Genomic DNA, 14,612 nt, shown 5'->3' with positions numbered 1-14,612 from the left:
GGCATCGGCTACAGCGCCGATCCCGCCGCCGCGGCGAGCGTGATCCCCGGCAGGAAGCCGGCGATCGTGGCGGCGGCGAACACGCCCGCGCGCAGCGGCAGGAGGGCACTCGCCGCAGTGACCAGGAAATGCGGTGCGCCGAACATGCGAAGTCCGACGATGTACCAGGGGCCGTAGCGGGCGAAGCGCTGCTCGAACGTCTGCAGCCGCGCGCCGAGCCTCGCCCGGGTTCGACCGCCGTCGATGCGGCGTATCCCCAGGAACAGGATCTGGCTGGCGGCGAGGGCGCCCAAAGCGACCGCCGGGATCGCCAGCCAGGTCTCGAGCAAGGCTGCGGCGGAGATCGCCATCGCGGCGATGCCGCCCGGTACGCAGCAGGCGACGAGCGCCGTGGTTCCCAGGAAGAAGGCGCCGGCCACGGCGGCCTCGCTTTCCGCGAAGGCCAGAGCCGCGCCGAGGCTTTCGATTGCAGTCCAGTCGAAACCGGCGATTTCCATGCCGCCATCAGCGCCTTGCGCGCGGCCACGGTTCCGGCACCGTCGACGCGCCGTGCCGGCGGCGAGCCGGACGTCAGGCTTCGGGCTGGCCTTCGCTATAGTCGATGCGGATCCTCACCCAGGCGCCGACCAGCGAGCGGCCTCCGACGCGCGGCGGCAGGACGCGGAACTGCCACGCCGCCTGGCGGACGGCGCCGGCGAGACCGGAGCCGGGCGACTGGTCGAGCTCCTCGCAATCCTCGACCCGGAAGTTCTCGACCGTTCGGCAGGCAATGATGCCGAAGCCGGTCTGGCGGAGGCCGGGCGGAAGATAGGCGGCGAGCTCGGCGCGGCTCGGCTTGCGCTGCCACTGGGCCGGGAACAGCCGATCCCGTCCGGGCACCTTGCCGCCGATGTCCGCAGCGGCACTTTCCCCGGCCCCCGCGCCGCCTCCCGGAGGTGCTGCGGCCCGCGGTAGCGATGCCAGGTCGAACTTCTCCATTCCTGGCATCAGCTCGAAAGACCAGCCTTGGGTCGCGGCAGCCGGCAGCTGCACCCTCGGTGGCGGGGGCGCTGCCTCGGCGCGCGCCGAGGCGGCCTGAGCCGACGCCGGGGCTTGCCTGCGGTCCGCTTGCGGCGTGGGCGCGGGCGCCTCGGACTCCGCCTCGGGCACCAGCGTGATCAGGGTCGCACCGCGTTTCGGCTCGAGCAGCCGCATCGGCGACGGAGCCAGCGCCCACAGCAGGAACAGGAGACCCGCGTGCAGCACGCCCACGAGCAGCATCGAAGCCAGCCGGCGGCGGTGTCGGTGCGGATCGGGCGGGGCTGCGAACATCCGGAGAGTGCCTATTGCGTCGCATGCCGATCGGCAAATGTCGCGAAACCGCAACGGGCAGTCGAAACGCCGACCATGCGAGTCGGGCACCTGCATGCATGCGAAGCGACGCAAGCCTTCCGCCGTTCGTCGACGCCATCAGGACCTTCGTCGAGATTTTCGCGCTTGATCGTCGCTGGCCTGACCCATGTCGCAACGCGCGTGCGGGCGCTTCCAGGATCGGGGAGACAGGAACTCGGGCCCGTTCCCGGCCCAGGAGAAAAGCGATGAAGAGCACATCTCCCCTTTGCGCCGCCGCCCTTCTCACGCTCGCGATCTCCCCGGCCTTTGCCGAGCCGGTGGTGACCGGGCAGCGCCCCGCGGCGGATCACGAGGGCCGCGCGACCCGCGTGGTCGCCTTCAACGACCTCGACCTTGCGACGCCTGCCGGAGAAAAGGCGCTGATGCGGCGGGTATCCGGTGCGGTCCGCTTCGTCTGCAGCGCTGCCGGCGATTATGTCCAGGAAGCGTCCTGCCACACCTACGCCTGGAAAGGCGCTCGGCCGCAGATCGAGCTGGCGCTGGATCAGTCCCGGACCAATCCGACGCTGGCAAGCGCCACGCTGAGCAGCCTGACGATCTCCGCGCCGGCGCGCTGACTGGCGGCTTCGGTCCCCTCCTGCGGGAGGGGACGGAGTGCGAGACGATAATTGGTGAATCCCGGGGAATGGCGGGCGCAAAGACCGCTCAGGCTGCGTCGCCCCATTTCTCCATGCAGACGAGCAACGTCTCGTCCTGCCAGATCTCGACGCCGCCGCCGGCAGCCGCCGGCATCGCATAATCGAGCGCCGAGCGGTCGTCGCGGAAGTAGAGCTCTTCGGTGCGCGCATTGTCGCGCTGCCCGTAACGGAACGCGTAGAGTCGCATGCCTGTCCCCGTCGCGAGATATCGTTGAGTCGTACGTATTTATACGGTATTTTGCTGCAGCGCACAAGCAGCTCCGCCGGCCATCCAGCGCGGCTCTCGCTCGTCGCTTCGTAAAATGGAAAGGGGAGCCGCGGCTCCCCCTCCCGCTCACCAGATGCTGACCCTCTGCTCGGGCGGCAGGTACATCTTGTCGCCCGGCTTGACGTCGAACGCCTTGTACCAGGCGTCGACGTTCCGGACGATGCCGTTGACCCGATAATAAGGCGGACTGTGCGGATCGGTGAGCAGCCGCTCGCGCAGCGCATCCTCCCGGATCTTCGAGCGCCACGCCTGTGCGTAGGCGATGAAGAAGCGCTGATCGCCGGTCATGCCGTCGATCACCGGCGGCTCGCCATGCTGGGCGACGTGCCGGCGGTACGCGGCGTAGGCCATCTCGAGCCCGCCGAGATCGCCGATATTCTCGCCCATGGTGAGCTTGCCGTTGATCCTCGTGCCGGGGATCGCCTCGTACTGGTCATATTGGGCGCCGAGCTTCGCCGCGCGGGCGGTGAACTGCTCTCCCGACGTCGCCGTCCACCAGTCACGGATCTTGCCGCTGGCGTCGAACTGGCGGCCCTGATCGTCGAAGCCGTGGCCGATCTCATGGCCGATGATCGCGCCGATCCCGCCGTAGTTCACCGCCGGATCCGCCGCCGGATCGAAATAGGGCGCCTGCAGGATGGCCGCGGGGACGGTGATCTGATTCATCAGGGGGTTGTAATAAGCGTTCACCTCCTGCGGGTTCATGTCCCAGAGCGCACGATCGACCGGCTTGCCGAGCCGCGAGAGCTGCAGGTTCCAAGCGAACTCGTTGCCCCGGATGGCATTGCCGAGCAGGTCGTTCCGATCGACCTTCAGGCTGCTGTAATCGATCCATTTCGCCGGATGGCCGATCCGGGGATCGAACGCCGCGAGCTTGGCGCGTGCCTGCGCCTTCGTCGATTCGTCCATCCAGGTCGAGGCGGCGAGCCGCGTCTCCAGCCCGGCACGCAGGTTGGCGATCAGCTCGGTCATCTGCCGGTTGCTCTCGGCCGGATAATGCCGCTCGACATAGACCCGGCCGACACCCTCTCCGAGAAAGGTGTTGAGCTGCTGGACACCGCGCTTCCAGCGCTCTCGCTGCTGCGGCACGCCGCGCAACGTCTTCGAATAGAAGTCGAAATTCGCCTGGTCGAACGCTTTGGGCAGATACGGCGCGTTGGCGCTGATGAAGTGGAAGGTCGAATAGTCCTTCCAGGTCTGCAGCGGGATGGTGTCGAGCAGCTTGCCCGTTTCGGTGATGGCGCTCTTCTCGGCGGCGATGACAGTGTCGACGCCAGCGAGGCCTGACGCCTCGAGGAAGGCCGGCCATTCGAGCTGCGGGGCGAGCTCGGTCAGCTGGGCCCGGTTCATCGGGTTGTAGATCTGCTTGATGTCGCGTTGACGCGCCGGGTCCCAGTGGACCCTGGCGAGCGCGGTCTCAAGCGCGATGATCCTGTCGGCCTTCGTCTCTCCGTCGGGCAGGCCGGCGAGCTGGTGGATCTTCACGATATAGTCGCGATAGCCCTTGCGGATCGCGTCGTATTTCGCACCCTCGAGCAAATAATAGTCGCGGTTCGGCAGGCCCAGGCCGCCCTGACCGGCGGCCGCGATGTAGCGGGTGGGATCGGCCGGATCGGGGAGGATGCCGATGCCGATCGGGCTCATGTACCCGGGCCGTGCGAACAGCTTGATCAGGTCGCTGCGGCTGCGCACCGCATCGATCCGCGCCAGGTAAGGCTTCAGCGGCGCAATGCCGCGCGCCTCGATCGCCGCCTCGTCCATCCAGCTCGCGTAGAAGTCGCCGAGCTGCCGGCCGATCTGGCCGGACTTCGCGGGGTCGCGGGCGAGGTCCTCGACAATCGCCTTCACCTGCGCCTCGGCCTGGTCGACGAGCAGCACGCCGACGCCGGCGCTGGTACGGTCGGCCGCGATCTGCGTGCTCTTGTCCCAATTGCCGTTCACGTAGCGCCAGAAGTCGTCGCCCGGCTTCACGCTCCTGTCCATGGCCCCGAGGTCGGCGCCCCATGTCCCGTAGCGGGCCTTTGCGGCTTGCGGCATTGCGGTGGCCGGGCTCTGGGCCGCCGCGTCGGCCAGGGCCGGCGTCGCGGCACCGGTCAGCAGGAACGCCGACAAGATCAGGAACGACTTGCGCATCACATCCTCCCCAGATTGGCTCTGCGCATTTGGCTAGGATGACGGGCTGCCGGTCAACAGCCGTAGCGGCGCCGGCTTGACGAATCTTGCGCGTTTGGCCGCTTCGAAGGCGGTTGCGGCGCGAACCTGCGGTGTGAGACAGTCCACCCGTCCTGAACGGAGCGAGCGATGAAGCCGATCCTGATCCTCATGCTGGCGGTGGACGCCGCCATCTTCCTTCTCGCCGTCTACGACGTGGTCTTTGCCCGCGGCGCGGCCGACCGGCGCAACTGGAGCCGGTTCACCCTGCCGCTGATGATCGGCGGCATCGCTTCGATACAGGTCGGCGAGCGCCACGCCGGCGTAGCGGCCGCCGAGGTCCTGCCGTTCTTCGGCGCGCTGCTGCTCGGCATGGCGGTGATGAGCATCCTCGTGCGGCTCGGCGAGGGACGCCGCGCCCGCGCGTCTCGATCCTGAGCAGCACCGAACGCGGCTGCTCCGAGCCGTCGGGTTCCGCTACCTCTCGGCTACATCCCGCTGGTGATCGCTCCGTCGCTCGCCGAGCCGACCAGGCGGGCGTATTTGCGATAGGCGCCGGTCGCCTCGCGTGACGGCCGCCACTCCGGAGCGGTACGCGCGTCGAGATCGGCGTCGGTCTGGATCACTCGTTGCTCGACATCGATGACGATGCGATCGCCGCTGCGCAGCAGCGCGATCGGGCCGCCTTTGGCGGCCTCGGGAGTCACATGGCCGACCATGAAGCCGTAGGTCGCTCCGGAAAAGCGGCCGTCGGTGACCAGCGCGACGTCGTTGCCGAGGCCGCGCCCCTGGATCGCCGCGGTGATCGCCAGCATCTCCCGCATGCCTGGCCCGCCGACCGGACCTTCGTAGCGGATGACGACGATGTCGCCGGCCTCGATGCCGCCGTGGGTGAGCGCCTCGAAGCAGGCTTCCTCGCCGTCGAACACCTTGGCTGGTCCGTCGAAGCGGAGCTTGCCGTGGCCGGCGAGCTTCACGACGCAGCCGTCCGGCGCGATGTTGCCGTAGAGGATGCCGAAGCCGCCGCGGGCCTTGATCGGCGCCGCCGCGGTCACGATCACCTCCTGGCCCTCCGCCTCCTGGGCATCGGCGAAATAGGAGAAGAGCGACTGCCCGGTGACGGTCGGCGTGTCGGTGATCAGCCCCGCGTCCATCAGCCGGCGTCCGAGCAGCGGCGTGCCTCCCGCCGCCGCCAAGTCCGGCGCCATGAAGCGGCCGCCCGGCTTGAGGTCTGCGATCACCGGAGTCGCTCGGGAGACCTCGTCGAACAGGTCGATGCCGAATTGGTCCGCGCCGATACCGGCCTCGCGCGCGATCGCGAGCAGGTGGAGCACGAGGTTGGTCGATCCCGCGGTCGCGGTGCCGGCGACGGCGGCGTTGCGCAGGCTCTCCGGCGTGATCAGGCTGCGCGCGTTGCGGCCAGCGCGCACCGCATCGACGACCGCCCATCCGGCCTCGTAGGCGGCGCCGGGCTTGTCGGGATGGACGGCAGGAACGTCGTTGAGGCCCATCGGCGAGAGGCCGAGGAAGCTCAGCGCCAGCGCCATCGTGTTGGCGGTAAACTGGCCGCCACAGGCGCCGGCACCGGGGCAGGCGGCTTTCTCGACCGCCCTCAGTTCGCCGTCGTCGATCGTGCCGCTGCTGTGCGCGCCGACCGCCTCGAACACGTCCTGGATGGTCAGCGCCTTGTCGCGCAGGCGGCCCGGCATGATCGATCCGCCGTAGAGGACGACGCTGGGGAGATCGAGCCGCGCGGCCGCCATCGCCGCGGCGGGACTGGTCTTGTCGCAGCCGACCAGGAACAGCACCGCATCGAGCGAGTGGCCGCGCACCGCGAGCTCCGCCGAATCGGCGATCGCCTCGCGCGACATCAGGCTGGCGCGCATGCCGGGCGTGCCCATCGAGATGCCGTCGGTGACGACAATGGTGTTAAAGTCGATCGCCGTGCCGCCGGCTTCCTCGATGCCGCGGCGGGCGTGGTCGGCGAGATCGCGCAGGTGCACGTTGCACGGCGTCACCGTCGACCAGCTGTTGACGATCGCGATCAGCGGCTTGGCCAGCGCCTCCTCATCATAGCCGGCGGCGTGGAGCATGGCGCGTGCGGGCGCACGGGCGGGCCCTTCGACCAAATCGCGGGAAGGCAGGCGGGGCATCTGTCTGTTCCTGGGCTGAATGGGATACAATCTTCGGTGCTTGGGACACCGTTTGGCGCACAATAAGCAGCAAAAAAGCCCCTGCAACACGATTCTGGCTTGATTTGGATCCCGCGATGCAGCAAGAAGAGCTTCATACGGGATCCCAAGTGGTGCTCCCGGGACGATTCTCTAGGCAAGGGCCCTATCGTGCAGCCGAATCGCGCGCTGATCGATGACGAACTGACGGGGGCCACCCTCCGCACGACCCTTCTTGTACTTATTTGCCCACATAGAGGAGCGGCCGCCGGCTCTGAGTAAAGGTCATACGACCGGAAACCAGACCCCCGCTCCCCGGCCGGAGCGGGGGTTTTCTTTTGCGCGACGAAGGAGAATCCCAGTGGAGACGATCTATACCGAGAAGGACGCCGACCGATCCGCACTGAGCGGCACCGTCGCCGTGATCGGTTACGGCAGCCAGGGGCGCAGCCATGCCCGCAACCTGCGCGACAGCGGCTTCGACGTGGTCGTCGGCGCCCGCGCCGGCGGAACCGCGGAGCGCCGCGCCCGCAACGACGGCTTCCGCGTCGTCTCTCCGGCCGAGGCGGCGAAGGAGGCTTCTCTCGTCGCTCTGCTCACCCCCGACATGAGCCATCGCGCCGTCTACGCCAAGGACATCGCGCCGAACCTCGCCCCCGGCGCCGCTTTGCTCGTCGCCCACGGCTTCTCGGTCCATTACGGCGAGATCGTTCCGCGCCGCGACATCGACGTCGTACTCGTCGCGCCCAAGGGCCCGGGCGATCTCGTCCGCCGAGAGTTCGAGATCGGCCGCGGCGTCCCCTGCCTGTTCGCCGTCCAGCAGGACGCATCCGGCAGCGCCCGCGCCAAGGCGCTGGCTTATGCCTCGGGCCTCGGCGGCACCCTCGCCGGAGCGATCGAGACCACCTTCCCCGAAGAGACCGAAACCGATCTGTTCGGCGAGCAGGCCGTGCTCTGCGGCGGCGTCAGCGAGCTCGTCAACTCGGGCTTCGAGGTGCTGGTCGAGGCCGGCTACAAGCCCGAGGTCGCCTATTTCGAATGTCTCCACGAGCTGAAGCTGATCGTCGACCTGCTCTACGAGGGCGGCCTGGCGAAGATGCACCAGTTCATCTCCGAGACGGCCAAATATGGCGACTTCGTCGCCGGTCCGCGGGTGATCAATGCCGAGACCCGCGAGCGGATGCGCGAGGTCCTGCGCGACATCCGCACCGGCAAGTTCGCGTTCGATTGGATCGCCGAGAACGAGGCCGGCAAGCAGAATTACGACGCGATGCTCGCCGCCGATCTCGATCTGCCGATCGAGAAGACGGGGGCGCGGATGCGCCAGCATATGGCCTGGCTGCAGAGCCGGCCCGACACCAAGGCGGCCTGAGCCGTGGCGGCGCACGCTCCCAGCACGGTGCCGGATACGGCTCCGGTCTCCGGTGCCCGGCTCGTCGTCGAGGCTCTGGAGCGCGAGGGCGTGCGCACCGTCTTCGGCTATCCGGGCGGGGCGATCATGCCGCTCTACGATGCGCTGACCGGCTCCGGCCTCAGGCACATCCTGGTCCGCCACGAGCAGGCGGCGGCGCTCGCCGCCGACGCCTACGGCAGGGTCACCGGCGAGCCGGGCGTGTGCATCGCCACGTCCGGCCCCGGCGCCACCAATCTCGTCACTGGAATCGCCAACGCCTACATGGACAGCGTGCCGATGGTCGCGATCACCGGCCAGGTGGCCACCTCGCTGATCGGCACCGACGCCTTCCAGGAAGTCGACATCTTCGGCATCACCCTGCCGATCGTGAAGCACAGCTTCGTGATCCGCAGCACCGCCGAGATTCCGCAAGTCTTCGCCCAGGCATTCGAGCTGGCGAGAAGCGGCCGTCCGGGTCCGGTGCTGATCGATTTGCCGAAAGACATGGGCGTCGGCGCGGCGGTGCCGAACCCGGTCTCGGTCGAGCGCTTCGCCCATCCCGAGGCCGATCCGCAGCTGATCGCGGCAGCCAACGCGCTGATCGCCGAGGCGCGGGCCCCGGTGCTCTATTTCGGCGGCGGTATCGCCATCGCCCGCGCCGAGCGGGCGTTGCGCGACTTCGCGGCGCGCACCGGCATGCCGTCGGTCGCGACGCTGAAGGGCCTTGGCGGCATTCCCACCGATCATCCCGATTTCCTCGGCATGCTCGGCATGCACGGCATGCGCGCCGCAAACATGGCGATCGACAAATGCGATCTGCTGATCTGCGTCGGCGCCCGCTTCGACGATCGCGCGACCGGCAAGCTGGACACGTTCGCGCCCGGTGCGACCGTCATCCACATCGACGGCGACCCGGCCGAGATCGGCAAGCTGCGCCGCGCCGCCGTCGGCATTTCCGGAGACATCTCGAAGATCCTCGACGCGCTCGATGCCAGGCCGGCGCACAGCGAGCATTGGGCCGCGCTCTGCCGCCGCCAGAAGGCGATGTGGGCGATGTCCTACGATGCGCCGGGAAGCGGGATCTACGCGCCCGCCTTGCTGAAGGACCTGTCCGAGGCGGCGGGCGACGACGCGGTCTTCACCTGCGACGTCGGCCAGCACCAGATGTGGGTGGCGCAGCATTGCCGCTTCTCGCGTCCGCAGGCGCACCTGACCTCCGCCGGTCTCGGCACGATGGGCTACGGCGTGCCTGCCGGCATCGGCGCGCTGATCGCCGATCCGGACGCGACCGTCATCACAATCTCCGGTGACGGCTCTATCATGATGAACGTCCAGGAGCTGGCGACGCTCAGGCGCTATCGCCTGCCGCTGAAGATCGTGCTGATCGACAATTCGCAGCTCGGCATGGTCCGGCAGTGGCAGGAACTGTTCTTCGAGGAGAATTTCTCGGAGATCGACCTCAGCGACAATCCGGACTTCGCCGATCTCGCCCAGGCGTTCGGGATCGAGGCCTTCACCATCGATCATCGCGACGAAGTTCCGGCGGCGATCGAGCGGCTGCTCGCCACCAACGGTCCGATCCTCTGCCACGTGCGGATCGATCCGCGCGCCAACGTGTGGCCGTTGGTCCCGCCAAACAGCTCGAACGTTCAGATGCTGGAGAAAGCCAAGTGACCGGGCAGCTCACCATCGATTTCGATCTGCACGAGGGCGCCGTGCTGCGCGTCCTCGGCCTGGTCGAGCGGCGTGGATTCGAGGTCCGCGGCATCCGTATGACGGAGGCGGCGGATGGCCGCGGCGCCCTCGCCCTCGACGTCCGCGCCCGGGACGCCAGCCGCAGCCTCGACACGGTCGCCGGCCAGCTCCAGCGTCTCCACGACGTCCGCAACGTAACCTGCATCCAAGGTGTAGCCCAATGACGATGGTCCGCATTCTCGACACCACCCTGCGCGACGGCGAGCAGGCTCCCGGTTTCTCGATGACTCCGGAGGGCAAGCTGCGCATGGCCAAGGCTCTCGCCGCGCTCAACGTCGACGTGATCGAGGCGGGGTTCGCTGCCTCGGGTCAGCGGGACGCCGATGCGATCGCGGAGATCGCCCGCCAGGTCGAAGGCCCGGTGATCTGCTCGCTGGCGCGCGCCACCCGCGGCGACATCCTCGCCGCCAGCGCTGCGCTCGCGCCGGCGCCGCGCCGCCGCATCCACGTCTTCATCGGCACAAGCCCGCTGCACCGCGAGTTCAAGCTGCACATGAGCCGCGAGAAGGTGCTGGAGAACATCCGCACCGCCATCGCCTACGCCCGCGGCTTCACCGACGACGTCGAATTCTCGGCCGAGGACGCGATCCGCACCGAGCGCGATTATCTGGTCGAATGCCTCTCGGCCGCGGCAGAGGCCGGCGCCACCACGCTGAACGTGCCCGACACGGTAGGCTACACCACGCCGGACGAGATCTACGATCTGTTCCGCTTCCTCACCGCGAACGTCGATTGTTCGGACGAGACGATCTTCTCCGCCCACAATCACGACGATCTCGGCATGGCCGTGGCCAATTCGCTGGCGGCGATCCGCGGCGGGGCCCGGCAGGTCGAATGCGCGATGAACGGCATCGGCGAACGCGCCGGCAATTGCGCGCTGGAGGACATCGTGATGGCGCTGAAGACCCGCGCCGATTTCTTCCAGGCCGAAACGGCGATCGACACCACGCGGATCATGGCCGCAAGCCGTATCCTCGCCCAGATCACCAACACGCCGCCGCCGCGCAACAAGTCGATCGTCGGCGCCAACGCCTTCGCGCATGAATCCGGCATCCACCAGCACGGCATCCTGCAGAATCGCGAGACCTATGAAATCATGAAGCCGGAAGACATCGGCCTCGCGACCGAGGCGATCGTGCTCGGCAAGCACAGCGGCCGCCACGCCCTCGCGGCGCGGGCGCAGGCGCTGGGCTATGTCCTGACCGGGGAGAAGCTGGAGAGCGCCTTCACCGCTTTCCGCACCGTCGCCGACGAGGTCGGGATCGTCGATACCGCCCGTCTGCTCGCGCTGCTCGCGGAGCAGGAAAGCGGCCGGCCGCAGCGGCTGTGGAGCCTCTCCAAGGTCGACATCCGCGCGCCCGTCTCGAGCAAGTCGCACCCGGTCGCACGGGTCGAGCTGGAACATGGCGAGCGCGGCCGCGTCACTGATATCGCCAGCGCGCCCGGCGCCCTCGACGCGGCCTTCGCCGCGGTCAGCCAGATGATCCGCGTGCCGGCACGAGTCCACGCGCTCGAGATGCAATATATCGCAGCCGATCCCGAGCAGCCGGCGAGCGACGGCCAGGGCGCGAACGTTCTCGTCGAGATCCAGATCGAGGTGGAGGGCGAGATCTTCGCCGGCCGTGCCCGCGCCCGCGACATCCTGCCCTGCTGCGTCTCCGCCTACATCGACGCCGCCTCCAATGCCGAAGCGGTCCGTGCCGTGCGCGGCAGCTTCTCGGCCGGCTCTCGCGCCGCCTGACCCGAAGGAAAGAACGTGACCAAGATCATCATCCTGCCGGGGGACGGCATCGGACCGGAAGTGACTCGCGAGGCGGTCGCCTGCCTCGATCTGCTCTCCGATCATTTCGATCTCGGCTTCCGCTTCGAGGAACATCCTTTCGGCGGCGCGGCGATCGACGCGTGCGGCGATCCTCTGCCGGAGAGCACGCTCAAGGCGTGCCGCAACGCCGACGCGATCTTCCTCGGCGCCGTCGGCGGACCGAAGTGGGACAGGGCCGAGAAGCGCCCTGAGGCCGGCCTGCTCGGCCTCAGGAGCGCGCTGGGCCTGTTCGCGAACCTGCGGCCCGCTCGCGTTATCGAAGGCCTCGAGGACCTCTCCCCGCTGAAGGCGAAGGTCGCCGCCGGCGCCGACGTGCTGGTGGTGCGCGAGCTGACCGGCGGTCTCTATTTCGGAGCGCGGACGGATGAAGGCGAGGTGGCCACCGATCTCTGCACCTACTCCCGGGAAGAGGTGGAACGGATCGCCCATGTCGCGTTCCGCGAGGCGGGACGCCGCGGCGGCAAGGTCACCTCGGTCGACAAGGCCAACGTCCTTGCCACCTCGAAATTGTGGCGGCGCGTGGTCGAAGACGTGGCGGCGCAATATCCCGACGTGGCTCTCGACCACATGTATGTGGATGCCGCGGCCATGGCCCTGGTCGCAGCGCCGGGCCGGTTCGACGTCATCCTGACCGAGAACCTTTTCGGCGACATCCTGTCGGACCAGCTTTCGGTGATCGGCGGCTCGATCGGCCTGCTCGGCTCGGCCAGCCGCGGTGAGGACGGACCGATGATGTTCGAGCCGATCCACGGCTCGGCGCCCGACATCGCCGGCCTCGACATCGCCAATCCGGCCGGAGCGATCGCCAGCGCCGCGATGCTGCTCGAACTCGGCCTCGGCCTCCCCGAGCAGGCCGCGATGCTGAACAATGCGCTCGAGCAGGTGCTGGTCGACGGCGTCCGCACCGCCGATCTCGGCGGCGATGCGCGCTGTTCCGGCTTCGGCGCCCAGGTGCGCGAGAGACTCGAGGCGCGGCTGGCGCGCCACAAGGCGATGATCGAGCATCTCGCGATCAACCGGGGCTGCTGCGCGTGACCGCTCCCCGCACCCTCTACGAGAAGATCTGGGACGCGCACGTCGTCGAACGGCGCGAGGACGGCACATGCCTGATCTACATCGATCGGCACCTCGTCCATGAAGTCACCTCGCCCCAGGCGTTCGAAGGTCTTCGTCTCGCCGGCCGCCAGGTTCGCCGCCCGGAGCTGACCCTGGCGGTCGCCGACCACAATCTGCCGACGACCCCGCGCGTCGACGGCGACGGCATGCGGCTGCCCATCTCCGATCAGGCCAGCGCCGGCCAGCTCGCCGCGCTCGAGGCGAACGTCGCCGATTTCGGCGTGCCCTATATCGAGGCGACCGCAGCCGAGCAGGGCATCGTCCACGTCGTCGGGCCGGAGCAGGGCTTCACCCTTCCGGGCACGACTGTGGTCTGCGGGGACAGCCACACCGCCGCCCATGGCGCAATGGGCGCGCTCGCCTTCGGCATCGGCACCAGCGAGGTCGAGCACGTCCTGGCGACCCAGACCTTGCTGCTCAAGCCGTCGAAGACGATGGAGATCCGCGTCGACGGCAAGCTCGGCTTCGGCGTCTCGCCCAAGGACCTGATCCTGGCGATCATCGGCCGTCTCGGCGCCGCCGGCGGTGCGGGCTACGTCCTCGAATATCGCGGCTCGACCTTCTCGGAGATGAGCGTCGAGGGACGCCTGACCGTCGCCAACATGTCGATCGAGGCCGGCGCGCGGTCGGGCCTGTTCGCGCCTGACGAGAAGACGTTCGACTATTTGAAGGGCCGGCCGATGGCGCCGAGCGGCGCCGCCTGGGAGGCGGCGATCGCGCGCTGGCGGCAGCTGGCCACCGACGAGGGCGCCAGGTTCGACCGGTCCCTGATCATGGACGCGGCCGACGTGGCGCCGACCGTCACCTGGGGCACCAGCCCCGACGACGTCGCGCCGATCACCGGCACGATACCGGATCCGGAGAGCTTCGCCGATCCGGCGCGGCAGGAAGCGGCGCGCAAGGCGCTCGAATATATGGGCCTGACGGCCGGGGCCGCGCTGCAGGACGTGCCGGTCGAGCACATCTTCATCGGCAGCTGCACCAACAGCCGGATCGAGGATCTGCGCGCCGCAGCGGACGTGGTCCGCGGCCGCCATGTCGCCGATCGGATCAAGCAGGCGCTGGTCGTTCCCGGCTCCGGGCTGGTCAAGCGGCAGGCCGAGGCGGAGGGGCTCGACCGAATCTTCCGGGAGGCGGGATTCGAGTGGCGCGAGCCCGGTTGCTCGATGTGTCTGGCGATGAATCCGGACAAGGTACCGCCCCGCGAGCGCTGCGCATCCACTTCCAACCGCAACTTCGTCGGGCGCCAGGGCCCCGGCGCCCGCACACATCTGGTCTCGCCGGCCATGGCGGCGGCAGCGGCGGTGACCGGCCACCTCGCCGACGTGCGGGAGCTGCTGCGATGAGTCCGTTCACGCGGGTCGAGGGTCGGGCGATTCCACTCGGCCGCCCGAATGTCGATACCGACGTCATCATCGGCGCCGAGCATCTGAAGACGATCGAGCGCTCCGGCCTCGGCCGCCACGCCTTCGGGTCGATCCGGGCCCAGGCTGGCAATGTCTTCGACGATCCTGCCTTTGCGCGGGCGCCTATCCTGATTGCCGGCGACAATTTCGGGTGCGGATCCAGCCGCGAGCATGCCGCCTGGGCGCTGGCCGATCTCGGCGTCCGCGCCGTGATCGCATCGAGCTTCTCGGATATTTTTTCCGGCAACGCTTTCAAAAATGGGATCCTGACGGTAGTCCTGCCTCAGGCGGCCGTGGACCGGCTTCTGAGCGTTGCGAAGGAGCTGCCCCTCACGGTCGATCTGGAGACGATGACGGTAACGTCGCCGCTCCAGGACCGCTTCAGCTTCGAATTGGATCCCTTCAGGCGGGACTGCCTGCTCGGGGGCCTTGATGAAATCGCCCTGACGCTCGCCAGTGAGGCAGCGATCCGGGCCTATGAGCTACGGACGGGTATCTGA

General features: G+C 68.5%; 14 protein-coding genes. 9 read left to right on the top strand and 5 right to left on the bottom strand.

Annotated features, from left to right (window positions below; all coding sequences use genetic code 11):
- Positions 1-8: 8 nt before the first annotated feature.
- Positions 9-497 carry a VTT domain-containing protein gene (locus E2493_RS04440; RefSeq protein WP_135084125.1) on the bottom strand — a complete coding sequence of 163 codons (489 nt, stop codon included), beginning with the start codon at positions 495-497 and terminating at the stop codon, positions 9-11.
- Positions 498-570: 73 nt separating this feature from the next.
- Positions 571-1,311 (bottom strand): hypothetical protein, encoded by a 741-nt coding sequence (locus E2493_RS04435; protein WP_135084123.1) that lies wholly within the window; start codon positions 1,309-1,311, stop codon positions 571-573.
- A 266-nt stretch (positions 1,312-1,577) separates the two neighbouring features.
- Between E2493_RS04435 and E2493_RS21065 the strand changes: the two genes are divergently transcribed.
- Entirely contained in the window at positions 1,578-1,949 is a 372-nt protein-coding gene (locus tag E2493_RS21065) for a UrcA family protein (RefSeq protein ID WP_167737382.1), read from the top strand.
- Positions 1,950-2,037: 88 nt separating this feature from the next.
- Here the strand turns inward: E2493_RS21065 and E2493_RS04425 are convergent, their stop codons facing one another.
- Positions 2,038-2,217, bottom strand: a complete 180-nt coding sequence (locus tag E2493_RS04425; protein ID WP_135084119.1) for a hypothetical protein — start codon at positions 2,215-2,217, stop codon at positions 2,038-2,040.
- 147 nt (positions 2,218-2,364) lie between these two features.
- Positions 2,365-4,431 carry a M13 family metallopeptidase gene (locus E2493_RS04420; RefSeq protein ID WP_135084117.1) on the bottom strand — a complete coding sequence of 689 codons (2,067 nt, stop codon included), beginning with the start codon at positions 4,429-4,431 and terminating at the stop codon, positions 2,365-2,367.
- A gap of 168 nt (positions 4,432-4,599) precedes the next feature.
- On the opposite strand from E2493_RS04420, the gene E2493_RS04415 reads away from it, so the two are divergent.
- The gene (locus E2493_RS04415) at positions 4,600-4,887 is read left to right on the top strand and encodes a hypothetical protein (protein ID WP_135084115.1); all 288 of its coding nucleotides are present in this window, start codon (positions 4,600-4,602) and stop codon (positions 4,885-4,887) included.
- 50 nt (positions 4,888-4,937) lie between these two features.
- Here the strand turns inward: E2493_RS04415 and ilvD are convergent, their stop codons facing one another.
- A complete protein-coding gene (gene ilvD / locus E2493_RS04410) occupies positions 4,938-6,602 on the bottom strand; it encodes a dihydroxy-acid dehydratase (RefSeq protein WP_135084113.1) in 1,665 nt (554 codons plus the stop codon).
- Positions 6,603-6,981: 379 nt separating this feature from the next.
- Here ilvD and ilvC point away from each other — a divergent pair, with 379 nt between their 5' ends.
- From ilvC to leuD, 7 genes are read left to right on the top strand one after another with little or no spacing between them, the layout of a single operon-like run.
- On the top strand, positions 6,982-7,992 hold the full coding sequence (gene ilvC, locus E2493_RS04405) for a ketol-acid reductoisomerase (RefSeq protein ID WP_135084111.1): 1,011 nt from the start codon (positions 6,982-6,984) through the stop codon (positions 7,990-7,992).
- A 3-nt stretch (positions 7,993-7,995) separates the two neighbouring features.
- Entirely contained in the window at positions 7,996-9,687 is a 1,692-nt protein-coding gene (ilvG, locus tag E2493_RS04400; protein WP_135084109.1) for an acetolactate synthase 2 catalytic subunit, read from the top strand.
- On the top strand, positions 9,684-9,932 hold the full coding sequence (locus E2493_RS21060; protein WP_167737381.1) for an ACT domain-containing protein: 249 nt from the start codon (positions 9,684-9,686) through the stop codon (positions 9,930-9,932). The genes ilvG and E2493_RS21060 overlap by 4 nt, the downstream gene beginning before the upstream one ends.
- Positions 9,929-11,509, top strand: a complete 1,581-nt coding sequence (locus E2493_RS04390) for a 2-isopropylmalate synthase (protein WP_135084105.1) — start codon at positions 9,929-9,931, stop codon at positions 11,507-11,509. Before E2493_RS21060 ends, E2493_RS04390 begins: the two co-directional genes overlap by 4 nt.
- A 15-nt stretch (positions 11,510-11,524) precedes the next feature.
- Positions 11,525-12,625: a 3-isopropylmalate dehydrogenase gene (leuB, locus tag E2493_RS04385; RefSeq protein WP_135084103.1), complete on the top strand. Its 1,101-nt coding sequence runs from the start codon at positions 11,525-11,527 to the stop codon at positions 12,623-12,625.
- Positions 12,622-14,052 (top strand): 3-isopropylmalate dehydratase large subunit, encoded by a 1,431-nt coding sequence (gene leuC / locus E2493_RS04380; RefSeq protein ID WP_135084101.1) that lies wholly within the window; start codon positions 12,622-12,624, stop codon positions 14,050-14,052. Before leuB ends, leuC begins: the two co-directional genes overlap by 4 nt.
- The gene (gene leuD / locus E2493_RS04375) at positions 14,049-14,612 is read left to right on the top strand and encodes a 3-isopropylmalate dehydratase small subunit (protein WP_135084099.1); all 564 of its coding nucleotides are present in this window, start codon (positions 14,049-14,051) and stop codon (positions 14,610-14,612) included. The genes leuC and leuD overlap by 4 nt, the downstream gene beginning before the upstream one ends.

It is taken from the genome of Sphingomonas parva (ex Maeng et al. 2020), assembly GCF_004564275.1.
GTDB classification, from domain to species: domain Bacteria; phylum Pseudomonadota; class Alphaproteobacteria; order Sphingomonadales; family Sphingomonadaceae; genus Allosphingosinicella; species Allosphingosinicella parva.
The sequence above is the reverse complement of the archived record's forward strand: the minus strand, read 5'-3'. Positions and strand labels throughout refer to the sequence as shown.

Coding starts and splice junctions, on each gene's coding strand:
- E2493_RS04440 (WP_135084125.1), bottom strand. CDS start 497: ATGGAAATCGCCGGTTTCGACTGGACTGCAATCGAAAGCCTCGGCGCG.
- E2493_RS04435 (WP_135084123.1), bottom strand. CDS start 1,311: ATGTTCGCAGCCCCGCCCGATCCGCACCGACACCGCCGCCGGCTGGCT.
- E2493_RS21065 (WP_167737382.1), top strand. CDS start 1,578: ATGAAGAGCACATCTCCCCTTTGCGCCGCCGCCCTTCTCACGCTCGCG.
- E2493_RS04425 (WP_135084119.1), bottom strand. CDS start 2,217: ATGCGACTCTACGCGTTCCGTTACGGGCAGCGCGACAATGCGCGCACC.
- E2493_RS04420 (WP_135084117.1), bottom strand. CDS start 4,431: ATGCGCAAGTCGTTCCTGATCTTGTCGGCGTTCCTGCTGACCGGTGCC.
- E2493_RS04415 (WP_135084115.1), top strand. CDS start 4,600: ATGAAGCCGATCCTGATCCTCATGCTGGCGGTGGACGCCGCCATCTTC.
- ilvD (WP_135084113.1), bottom strand. CDS start 6,602: ATGCCCCGCCTGCCTTCCCGCGATTTGGTCGAAGGGCCCGCCCGTGCG.
- E2493_RS04390 (WP_135084105.1), top strand. CDS start 9,929: ATGACGATGGTCCGCATTCTCGACACCACCCTGCGCGACGGCGAGCAG.
- leuD (WP_135084099.1), top strand. CDS start 14,049: ATGAGTCCGTTCACGCGGGTCGAGGGTCGGGCGATTCCACTCGGCCGC.